The sequence below is a fragment of the Peptostreptococcus sp. genome, assembly GCF_977045075.1.
Genome location: NZ_CDRRTB010000009.1, coordinates 1 through 11,926, shown reverse-complemented (window position 1 = coordinate 11,926; position 11,926 = coordinate 1). Strand labels below are relative to the sequence as shown.

The following is an 11,926-nucleotide window of genomic DNA, read 5'->3' as shown; positions in this document are numbered from 1 at the left end:
ATATATCTCTCCTTACGCTAAATTCACACTAATATTATTCTTCATTAATTCATTAATGTCTGGGACACTAGAACTAGATTCAAATATAATTAATTCCTTGGCTTTTCTTTTTTTTGCCACACTATAATTAAGCTCAATTCTTTTTATACAATATTTTTCATAAATTTTTTCTATCTCTGGTTCATCGTCATATGTTATGATCCAATCACAATTAACTGTATCGCCTATTAATTTTTCTATTCGAATATGGTCATTGTAATTAAAAAAATTAAGATATAATTGTTTTCCTTTATTAAAGTATGGTGGATCGAAATATATAAATGCGTTTTCTTCATATTTGGGCACATAATTCTCTAAAAATGATTTTATATCTTTGTTGTATAGATGGATTTTCGATTTGTTTTCCGCAATTTTTTTAATTCTTAATATTAAATCTTCACGATTAAATCTAGCATCTAATTTCCATAACCCAGACTGCTCCATACCGCCTATCACTCCTGCTTTTATAATCCCTGAACGATTTGTTCTATTCATATAAAATGTTGCAAATCCAAGTTCAAAACTATATTTTTTATTATTTCCAAAACAAATACTTCTTTGTTTTTTCCATTCGTCAATTGTAAGAGGGACTCGGCTCACTTGTTCCAAAAACCTATCCGTTTCCTCTAATATAGCTCTCCAAAAGGAGTATATTCCTTTATCTAAATCATTTATTACAATTTCAGAAACTACGCCCTTTTCAAGCAACTCGATTGCAACTCCAGCTCCACCAGCAAAAGGCTCTATATATATTCCACCCCTGTGTCCATATTTATCAATCAGCAATTCTATTAGTGGCGTAAGTTTTCCCTTTCCGCCTGGATACCTTAATGGTGAATAAAACACTTATTCCACCTCCTAAATCTATAAATTATACTTTATACTCCCCAGTAGCCTCTTTTATCATCCCATCATGCCAATCTACCGTCTCTAATGGCATTTCATGGTATTTGTCAAACACTTCATACAGATACTTGTACTTAACCTTATTTTCAATTATTTTCTTAAGAGAATCTGTATCCATTGAAATAATTTTCATTCCTGTAATGGTTTCTTCATCTCTGGTATATGGAATTATCTTTCTATATCTAAAATCTGAAATCACATTTTTATCTAAGTATGTGCTTACAAATAGGCTGTAATCAAATGGATTATTAAATCTAATTCTGTAATCTCCTAAATGTCTTGAAACAGGCTCCATCTCCATTCTTCTTTGATTATTTCCATCTGCAAGGGTTGCTTCAAGCAATAATGAATGTTTCGGATAAGAGGTACACGCTTCATATTCATATATAATATCTGCATAACCTCCTGCTGCATGTGTCTTAGGCAATAAATTGGCTTCTAATGATAACTTCATGAAGTCCAAAATATTCCCTTGTCTTTCACTTACTTTATACCATATTATTCCCAAAATATATTCAAAAATAGTTGGTATTGCAGCCTCATCTGTAACAAGTTCTTCAATCCTTTTATCATCACGTTTCTCAAAACAATTTAGTAACTCTATAAGCACAGAATCGTTAAATTTCTTATCAATCAAAGTGTTAAATCTTCTGTATCGTTCATCATTTACATAAGTTGCTGCTTGTTCAGGACTCTTAATTGTAATTCCTAAATCTTTACTCAAAGCTGCATATACTTTGCTAATATCTAACTTGAATGCTTTTGATATAGTTTCAAGTGAGGCATCAGCTCTGAGATTATTATCTATACTAAAAGTTTCTGTATACAGAACATCAATAATTTCTTTAAAATAATACTTTGGAATCATATCCAACTTAATCATACGATCTTCAAAAATTAGAGTGTCTGTAATATTAAAATATCTTCTATTTAAATCAAAATAATCAGATAAAGTCGCCATTGCTTTAAAAACATGTAAATACTTGAAAAACATTTCTTTTAGTTCTGTTTCATTTTTACAGTTTATAAATGGGCATAGTTTATTAATTGAAGACTTACCATTTTTTCTTACAACACCAATATTGGTTGTTTTAAATAGTAAACTTCTCCACAATGTTCCAGGTTTTTGATTTATATTCTTTGCAGAATTTAATAGTGATTCATAAATGTTTTCACCATCAAGAAATACCTTCTTTAAATTATCATATAATTTATAGTACGGCTTATCATAGCTTCTGCTTTTACGATTCATTCCCACTAAACATATTAAATTTTCATCAACATAAGAGGTTATAAATTCTTCTTGTGCAAGTTTATAGTTATCCATTTGCATAAGCCTCTTATAAATTATTTCTTCCGGTAAAATTTTACCTTCTCGATATAATTTAATATCTGATATAATTTGTTTTGCACTTTCGTCATCTCTAATTAGCGGAACAAAATAAGTAAACTCGTCATAACTTAAAAACTCAAGTTCCGTCAGGCACTTTACAACCGCAATAAACGGTCTAACGATACTACCACTTACATTTATACTTGTTTTAAGAAGCTGTTTTAAATAGATAAAGCTATCTCTGTTAATATTAAACACATTATTGGTTTCAAAATTCCCACTACTTGTTATTTTAAGGAGTTCTCTTCCTGCATCCGTAATCAATCTTTCTTCTGTAATTAAACCAATATCAACTAACCCCGATGTTTTTTCTCTGGCGTCTTTGTCTTTTCTTTTTGCTTCTCCTGTTAGAAAAGCTCTATCTTTCATAAAATCATAATATTTTTCTTGCAATTCACTGTTCCAGTTCCAACTTGATTCCTTTACGACCTCATTATAAAACTTATCAAGAAGTAACAATTGTGCCTCGATTTTTAAATTCAATTTTGCCGTTCTAAAACTTGTAGTTCCTATAACCCAACAAAAACTTTGATATGGAATACTTTTATTTACCATTTATTCATTCCTCCAATCAACAGGATAATTAGTAATTAAAACCTCTTCAGATATACTATTTTTATCTTTTCTATGATAATTACTATTTGAATAACTTTTATTTAAATAATAACAATAGTGACCCCTACTTTTAATCCAGTCAGATAAAATATTATTTTTTTCATTTTTACTTTCTAATACGTTTGACAAAGCGAAACTAAACCCTTTTTTATCTGCTCTATCTAAAAAATCAAGTAGATCTATTTCATCCTTATCTGTCCACATCCCATTTTCATTATATGTTGCAGTTGTTATTAAATAAGGAGGATCACAATATATAAAGGTTTTTGGTGATATATTATCTAATGAAATATCTCTAAAGTCTTTATTTACAAACTGAATATCCTTGCTCTTTAGCTCTTCAGAAAATAAAACCAACTTACTCCTCATTTTGGAATTAAAATCTCTCTTCCCAACAGGAAGATTAAACATACCTTTCCTATTAAAACGAATCTGATTATTGAAAGAATATACAATTAATACATATAACATTACATAATCAATTTCTCCTACAATTGCTTTTTTATTAAAGTCCTCTCTTAACTTTAAAAATCTTTCCTTATTATAAGTAGCCAATCCTATGCTACTATTACAGTCGTAATATGAATATCCGTATAATGAAGATTTTGACAGTCCATACTTATCTATAACATTATCTATTTTATTTAATAAGATATTAGTATTAGTTTCTCTTATAAATTTTATTAAACCAATTAATCTATAATTCAAATCATTAAATATTACCCTAGAAGAAGTCGAGTTAATTCCTACATTTCCCCCACCTGCAAATAAATCCAAAAAAACTTCTTTTTCATGAAATAATGGTTGTATTTGTTTCAATAACTTGAATTTTCCTCCTGTATAATTAAATGGACAAGATATATTTATTTTCCTTTTATTCTCACTAAACACTTCACATAAAAAAAGTCTTTCTTTATTATCTTTAATATTCGATTTGCCAGTTGAAAAACTCTTATAGTCTGATTCAAAAATTGTAACTTTACCCTTTTTCTTAAGTATTCTCATAATATCTTCATCTGAAATCTTAGCATTAGATCTATCATTACCTTTAGTAGACATATTATTGTATGACAACAGAATATATTTCGTATCAGCATTTTCAATCAGTTCTTCAAATGCTTTTGTTGCCGTTATAGTGCAATAATCACTTTTCAATTCTGATCTATCCATCTTTCTTGCAACACCATAAACTTCAGGTTTTTTCCATCTTGCAACGTTTTCAAGCAAGTGATATGCATCACAATATTGTCTTGAATTATAAGGTGGATCTAAATATAATAAATCACTTTTAATATTCTTGATTAACTCATTTGCATCAATATTATAACATATATTATTAGAATTTAACGTTTCTTCAGGCAATATTACATTTAGTACTAATTTATTTTCAAGCTCTACATTTTTTCTATATGCGTCATAATGTCCTACCGTATTAGCAATCTTATCCATTGCATACAATAAAGAGGTTATTAATATAGTATATTCTTTAAAATTAATTTCTTTATTTTTATACCTAACCTCTATATTTTCTCTTATATACCCTATTTTACTACAATCATCTGCAGAAAAAAATGTATTTGCAAAATTTACCCTCATATAATTATTTTCTTTATTTTCCATCTGATTATAATTGTATATTAATTCAATTATTTTTTCTTTAGAATATTCACCATTTCCAAACCAAGCATAGTTAGAAATATAATTACTATATAATAAATCATTTGTAATTATCATTTTATCTTTAAATACATTTGCAACAGATCCTGTTCCACTAAATATATCAACAACTATGTTTATACCTTTACAATTTTCATCAACAGTATTTCTTATAAAATCAGAAAGGGAATACTTATTCCCAAGATATCTTCTATTATTTATATACGATTGTTTTAGACCAAGACTAGATACTAAATATTCTATATCATTTATATTTTGTGTATCCTTAGTATTTATATGGTTTTTTATAGTATTAACTGCATCTTCATCCCAAAAGTACCTCCCTGTATTAGTTTTCGGTATACTAATATTCTTTTTATCTATCAATTTATATAAATATGACTTTGAAATATCCAACTCTCTTACTACATCAGTAACATTCCGTTCTTTCATTATCACCACTCCTTTTTGCCACATTTTCGCATAATATGTAGACATTATACCATATTTTAGTCATATATTCTATATTTTCTACTTATATAACAGATGCTAATTGCATCGAAAAAATAAATGTATATTATGTATTATTTCTTATTTCTTATTTCTTATTTCTTGTATTATATTTTATTTCATGTTAGAATGTAATTGAAATTTAAAATGTTTTTTCTTAAATTATTAATTTTTAGTCCATATCATATTTTTTGATTAATAACTATTATAGAAATAAATTTAAATAAAATAGAACACTTTTTTGGAGGATAATTATGGATAAAGTCACTAGGTTTCATTTGAAAACAGATTGTAAGGATAGAAAAAAATTGTTAGACTATTGTTTAAATGATGATGAACAGTTTCTTGTTATAGGCTGGAGTTATATATATAAAGATAATGAAAATATCAAATACTATGAGGACTTCTACAATGCTGTTAAAAAAGATGTTAAAAAAATCAACCATGCTTTTAATGTTTTTCGAAATGTTAAGAAAGACGACTTATTTTGGACAAGAGACTTAGACGGTTACTATTGGATTGCTAGAGCAATAAATGAACCTATTACAAAATGTGATTATGATATGGATATAGGTGCATTACTTCCAATAGAAGCATATAAAGTAGGTATGGATATTCCGGGGCAAATTAAAGCTTCATTTAATAGACCTAACGGAGGAATTGCATCAAAAATTGTAGATGATATTATCATTGAATACTCAAAATACATATATAATTTATTCTCCCATACTAAAAAATATAGCTTTAATAAAATGGAAGGCTCTATACTTGATAATTTGCCAGATTTTGAACTTGAAGAACTTGTAATCACATATTTACAACTCAAAAAAAATTATTATGTGCTTTCAAATTCTATAGCTAGAAAATCGACAACTATAAAAATAGAATGTGAATTAAGATCAAGAGATAAAAATAATATGCAAAAAGCCGTCATACAAGTAAAGGGTGGCAAAAACCTTACAATTGATGCTCTAGATTACAGAACTTATATAGATGATGGATATATCGTTTACTTATATGCGCCTGTAATAAAAAATATAGATTCCATCAAAAATTGCTATGAAATAAGTAGATCTGATCTAATTGGATTTTATGATGAGTATAAGTTGATTCTACCAAAATCTATTACTATGTGGGAAAATTTATTCATGTAAAGAATCAAAACCGAATCGACTGATGCTACCATACAAATTATGAACTTGGAAATAAATCTCCAACAAAAAACAAATGCAAAAAATAGCACAGGCATTAGACAGTGATACTTCCACCTTCACAGACCACGAACTGAACTCCATCCACGAGTTTATTCATATTATTCTTGACTACGAAAAAGAAATGAAGCTCTGACGACTGATAGACGGAGCCACCAGTGCCTTACTGTCATACGGTATGAACTTCATAATTTTCTTGTAGAATGGGATGAAATAAGAAAGGAATATTATGATAATGAAATCACAGACAAAGAGCTTGAAGATTGGGGGCTATCCCATCCAAAGATATCTATATTCTTGAGGAGATATAAATAGAGAAACAGCAACACACATAACATAGAATGATTGTATGTATATTACCCAGAAACCTTTATATAGTAAATAGAAATATTCAAATCAAGATAATGTAGAACTGAGTTCGTTTTGATTTATGATAATAGAAACAAATAAAAGCAGCTTAAATATAGTCATAGTAGTATTTTATGATATTAGGACATATCTTGAAACGGAGAGTAAAATATATGCAATAATGATAAAAAAATGCCGAATATTGTTCATATGGATTAAGGAGAAAAGCTATATCATTATACAACAAGTGATTCATTAATAAACATTGTAACAAACAAAGAACTTTGAATTACTGAATGGGATTACTTAACGATATGGATGAATTTAGAGTTGCGAAAGAAGATGTAAAGCAATTTTAATGGAAGAAAATGTAGATTTAAAATTAATAAGGGTAATAAAATAAAGGTTGATTATACAATCAGCCATTCAATTTGTGTATGGTAGCAAGCTAAAAAAAGATTCACTGTATAAAGGTAACGGGATAGAAGCAGTTTTGGTTCATTTACCAACAGTAAAAATATTAAAAGATGAAGGGGGATACACTTATCAGCAGAAGTAGTTTGAAGAGAGATAGATAGGGGGCTTAATAGTCAAGGAAGCAATGTGGAATTATTATAAAATTTGGAGGTATTATAATGGCTAAAACTATTAAATTTAATCTTATTTGTGATGGCAATCCAGTTAGAACAATTGAAGATTTACAAAATAATTTTTCGATTGAAGATATTCTTGAATATTATAAAAACAAACTATTGCATCGTTGGTTAGAAGTTAGAGGCTATTCAGATCAGTTGAAAAAAGTGGAGATGATTATGAGTAGTGAGTACATAGAAATAATTAGACAGCTTATAGAAATTTTTGATATAGAAATTAAAGAAAATGAAATTTTAGAGAAAATATATATACTTGAATACACTAACAATAGAAATAAAAAGAACGAAAAATATAATAATTTTAATAATAAAATAAATTTAATTATAGATGATTATTTTATTCAATATGAGAATTTAAAAAAAGAGATAGTGATACATAAAAAAGACATTTCTTTTTTAAAAGCTTCTTGTAAAAAAATATCGAATGACTTTCTGAAAATATTTGACATGGACTATTTTGATATGATTCGTACTATGATTGATGAGTGTCCTATGTTTATATATATAATGCTTACAGATTCTAAATTAAGAAAGTATATGTTAGTTAGTGAGATGAATGAAAATAGTTCTATTGTAAAGAAAGAAAATATAAAAAATATAAACTATCTAATTACTCTTGATAATTTTTTTGATAAAGATAAAGTTGATGAAATTCTTGAAAAGAACGTAATAGTAGTTAGTGGTCCAACTGATGAATATTGGAAAGATGCAGAACCTAAAAATAAAAAAATAATGGTTATTAGGGCAGGAAATAAAATAGTAGTAAGAAATGCTGGAAAAACAGGAGAGGAAATCAATCATGAAGATTACATGGGAAAATTTTTAATATTAAATGGTCTTGATTACAAATGTAATGAAAATCACACTCTGAGATATATGGAGGTATAGTTATGAGAAAAGATACAGTCAACTTGTTGGCTTCTTATGTTGATGCTCTTCGTCCAATAATTTATATCAACCATTTTGATTTTAAAGTGATAGATAATTCGATTGAGTACATTGCTGCAAATGCAAAATGTATAGAATTTAATAATGCACTAGGATTGATAGACTTTAAAACTAAAAGTCCAATGTTAAGGTGTGATTTGGAACATTTTCTTGAACTTACAATGGATGATGGCTTTGAACAGGAAACATTCATTATTTTGAAGGATATTCATAGAGAATTAAATTCTCCAAAAATTATTGCATTGCTAAAAAGAATAGCAGATAACAACCTTTATAATGATGAATATAATACAACTATTTTTATTTTGTCAGAAACAATTGTAATACCTGCTGAACTTGAAAATATTATAACAGTATATGATATTCCATTACCAAACATATCAGAGATTCTTGATATAATAAACGACTTTATTAATGATATGAAGATAGATGTGGAAGAGGATATTATTAACGATATTGCACTTTCATTTAAAGGTTTAAAAGAATTTCAAATAAAACAAATCTTAAATCTTGCTTATCAAAATGGTGGTAGAATCAACAAAGAAGATAAAACTCTAATTTTAAGAGAAAAAGAGCAGTTTATTAAAAAATCAGGAATGCTTGAAATAGTTACTTTTAAAGAAACTATAGATGATATTGGAGGATTGGAAAACCTTAAAGACTGGCTCATGCGAAGATCAAAGGTGTTTGATAATTTAGATAAGGCTATTAAGTTTGGTGTTGATGTACCGAAAGGTATTATGATTATAGGTATGCCAGGGTGTGGTAAAAGCTTGACGGCAAAAGCAACTGCCAGTTTATTTAAAATTCCGTTGCTTAGACTTGATGTAGGTAGACTACTTGGTAAATATATAGGAGAATCAGAAGAAAATATGCGTAAGGCATTGAAGCTATCAGAAGCAATTAGCCCATGTGTTCTTTGGATAGATGAAATAGAAAAAGCATTTGCAGGTGTTGGTGTAGAGGGTAGTGGTAATGATGTTACTACTCGTTTATTTGGACAGTTTCTCACTTGGATGCAGGAAAAAGAAAATACTGTTTTTATTGTTGCAACAGCAAATGATATATCTAAAATACCACCTGAATTTCTTAGAAAAGGACGATTTGACGAATTGTTCTTTGTTAATCTTCCTAATGGAGAAGAACGTAGAAAAATTTTGGATATTCATCTAAGAAAGCGTAATAAATATAACAGAGAACTAGATTTAATCTCTCTTATTAAAGTTACAGAAGGTTTTAATGGTGCAGATTTAGAAGCTGTTGTAAAAGATACTATTGAATGTGCTTTTATTGATGAAAGAAATATTATTACGACACAAGACTTATTAAAGTCTATAAATGATACAAAATCTATATCAAAAATATTAGGAGATAAGATTAAAGAAATAGAAAATGCTATTAAGAATATGGATATAAAACAAGCTAGTAATAAGGATATGTGTTGAGGATAAAAATATGAGTAAAGAAGTTGATGAATTGTTATTTATAGATGAAGAAGATATTTCAATGAATATAGAAGAATTTGTAGCAATAAAGCCAATTATTAAAGATTTTATTGAAAGTTATGTAAAAAATAAAGACATGCCAGTAGATGAGTGGCTAGTGAAAAAACTTCAAGAGATTTTCACAGAAAAGTCATTAGAAGAAATACAAGAAATAGCTGATGAAATAATTACAACTATTAGGTTAGATGAGGATAATAAAAACTCATTAACGAAGGCAATTACAAGTGGCAGAAGTAAAGAAAGTTGGTTTGCTTCTGAGATGAAAAAAATCACATCATCAATGTCAAGTCAGGAAGCATCAAATTATTTATTAAATTTAGATATAGCAATGGTAAATGTAAATAAATCATTACACAAAACCATTACAACTAAATCTGGCATAGTAAGTCAAAATCCACGTTTAGATGGGTTTATTGCAGAACAGTATCATGCGCAAACTTTCAATTTAAATGCAGAAGCTAGAGGAAGTCAATATAGAGCCAAAGTACTTGAACCTAATGGAAGTGGATATACAAAAAATTCTGTTGATATTGAAATTTTAAATGGAAATGGGAAGATTGTAAAGAGATATCAATCAAAATATTGTAAAGATGCAAAATCAACAGCTAGAGCATTCGAACAGGGAGATTATAGGGGGCAACAGAAACTTGTTCCGGATGGTCAGCAAATTGAAATTAAAAAAAAATCTACTATTGTATTAGAGGCACCAGATGGAACAACGAGCAACCCGCTTTCTAAATCCAAAGCTGAATTAATGCGTGATGAGGCACAACGAGGTCAATTAGGTGAATTTGATTGGAATGAATACAAAGCTAAGGATTTAGCACATGGGATAGGAAAACAAGTAAGTTATGCAGCATTTCAGGGCGTTTTAATTAGTGCAGGTGTTGAAATTGCACAAAAATTATGGGCTGGTAAACAAATAGATGGTGAAGAAGTTATTGAAACTGCAATTGTAAGTGGTGTTGATTTTGGATTAAAAGTGGCTGTGGGAGGTGCTTTGAAAGCAGGAGCAGAGAAGGAAATTATTACGTTAATTCCAAAAGGGACACCTGTTAGTACAATTGCTAATATTGCTTTTGTAGCTGTTGAGGATGTGAAAGTAGTAGGTAAAATGGCAACCGGAGAATTATCTTTTAAAGAGGGAATTGATAAAATAGAACAGACAACTGTTGCAACAGCAGTAGGTCTTGCTACTATGCTTGAAGGGGCGGAATTTGGTGTTGCTGCAGGAACAATTTTTGGTCCTGCAGGGTCTGCTATAGGTGGATTTATTGGAGGAACAGTAGGGTACATGGCCGGTTCAACGTTTGGTGAAACATTAACTAGGTGTAAACAGAAGTTAATGGATGGAGTATTAGAGACAACTGGATATGTACTAGGAGGCTTAGCAAATTTAACAGAAACAGCTTTTAATGTAATCGATAAAGGGGTTAGTAGTATACTAGATTTATTTTGGTAGTCTTATAAATTAATATAAAATGGTTGATTGTATAATCAATTTGTACAACTAAATAAAAAAGGTTGATTGTATAATCAATTTGTACAACTGAATAAAAAAATGATTCATTGCGAATCCTGTGTTAAAATATAAGTCGCTAAACAAATTCTACAGGAGGTCCATAATGAATCAATTTAATTTTAACGGCTCTATGTCAAATAACGTTGGTGATAATTTAAATCAATAAAATCTATTAAATTATGCGGCAGCATCCATAGCAAACTTATAGCTATGGATGTTGCCCTTTTGTATCTTATACCTTTCCATTAGCATTATCCTTGCCTTAAAATTTCTAAAACTCCTATATCCGTAGGATACTCTTTTAATTACCTTTATCTTGTTGTTTTTGCCCTCTACAATTGCATTCGTATAGTCATATTTTAATGAGTTAACCACATACTTTCTAAGCTTTTTAAGGGTTTTTATACTCTTCCTAAAACACATGGGTATATACTCTCTAGACCTCGTATTAAGCTTCTTCATCTCGTTTATTCTTAGCTTGTTTAACTCCCTTGTCAAGAGCTGTACTATGTGGAATTTATCAACTACGATATTGGCATTTGGAAAGACCTTCTTGGCAAGATCAATATATGGCTTATACATGTCTGTAGTCACATATTCTACCCTTTTTCTTACCTTCA

General features: G+C 28.8%; 8 protein-coding genes. 4 read left to right on the top strand and 4 right to left on the bottom strand.

Going from position 1 to position 11,926, the window contains the following annotated elements; translation table 11 throughout:
• Positions 1-12 precede the first annotated feature (12 nt).
• From ACW6OJ_RS01810 to ACW6OJ_RS01800, 3 genes are read right to left on the bottom strand one after another with little or no spacing between them, the layout of a single operon-like run.
• Complete coding sequence (locus ACW6OJ_RS01810) at positions 13-885, bottom strand: DNA adenine methylase (RefSeq protein WP_456095623.1); 873 nt, start codon at positions 883-885, stop codon at positions 13-15.
• Between the two features lie 25 nt (positions 886-910).
• Positions 911-2,893 (bottom strand): AlwI family type II restriction endonuclease, encoded by a 1,983-nt coding sequence (locus tag ACW6OJ_RS01805; protein ID WP_456095622.1) that lies wholly within the window; start codon positions 2,891-2,893, stop codon positions 911-913.
• Entirely contained in the window at positions 2,894-5,062 is a 2,169-nt protein-coding gene (locus tag ACW6OJ_RS01800; protein WP_456095621.1) for a Dam family site-specific DNA-(adenine-N6)-methyltransferase, read from the bottom strand.
• Between the two features lie 311 nt (positions 5,063-5,373).
• Between ACW6OJ_RS01800 and ACW6OJ_RS01795 the strand changes: the two genes are divergently transcribed.
• From ACW6OJ_RS01795 to ACW6OJ_RS01780, 4 genes are all read left to right on the top strand, one after another.
• Positions 5,374-6,273, top strand: a complete 900-nt coding sequence (locus tag ACW6OJ_RS01795; RefSeq protein WP_456095620.1) for a ribonuclease D — start codon at positions 5,374-5,376, stop codon at positions 6,271-6,273.
• 1,040 nt (positions 6,274-7,313) lie between these two features.
• On the top strand, positions 7,314-8,219 hold the full coding sequence (locus ACW6OJ_RS01790) for a hypothetical protein (protein ID WP_456095619.1): 906 nt from the start codon (positions 7,314-7,316) through the stop codon (positions 8,217-8,219).
• 2 nt (positions 8,220-8,221) lie between these two features.
• Positions 8,222-9,724 carry an AAA family ATPase gene (locus ACW6OJ_RS01785; RefSeq protein ID WP_456095618.1) on the top strand — a complete coding sequence of 501 codons (1,503 nt, stop codon included), beginning with the start codon at positions 8,222-8,224 and terminating at the stop codon, positions 9,722-9,724.
• A 10-nt stretch (positions 9,725-9,734) separates the two neighbouring features.
• On the top strand, positions 9,735-11,246 hold the full coding sequence (locus tag ACW6OJ_RS01780; protein ID WP_456095617.1) for a hypothetical protein: 1,512 nt from the start codon (positions 9,735-9,737) through the stop codon (positions 11,244-11,246).
• A gap of 237 nt (positions 11,247-11,483) precedes the next feature.
• On the opposite strand, the gene ACW6OJ_RS01775 is transcribed toward ACW6OJ_RS01780, so the two are convergent.
• On the bottom strand, positions 11,484-11,926 hold a 443-nt coding region (locus ACW6OJ_RS01775; RefSeq protein WP_456095616.1), incomplete at its 5' end, for an ISL3 family transposase.

Bases quoted from the DNA above. Each gene is read 5' to 3' on its own strand.
- ACW6OJ_RS01785 (WP_456095618.1), top strand. From the start codon at position 8,222: ATGAGAAAAGATACAGTCAACTTGTTGGCTTCTTATGTTGATGCTCTT.
- ACW6OJ_RS01780 (WP_456095617.1), top strand. From the start codon at position 9,735: ATGAGTAAAGAAGTTGATGAATTGTTATTTATAGATGAAGAAGATATT.
- ACW6OJ_RS01805 (WP_456095622.1), bottom strand. From the start codon at position 2,893: ATGGTAAATAAAAGTATTCCATATCAAAGTTTTTGTTGGGTTATAGGA.
- ACW6OJ_RS01800 (WP_456095621.1), bottom strand. From the start codon at position 5,062: ATGAAAGAACGGAATGTTACTGATGTAGTAAGAGAGTTGGATATTTCA.
- ACW6OJ_RS01790 (WP_456095619.1), top strand. From the start codon at position 7,314: ATGGCTAAAACTATTAAATTTAATCTTATTTGTGATGGCAATCCAGTT.
- ACW6OJ_RS01795 (WP_456095620.1), top strand. From the start codon at position 5,374: ATGGATAAAGTCACTAGGTTTCATTTGAAAACAGATTGTAAGGATAGA.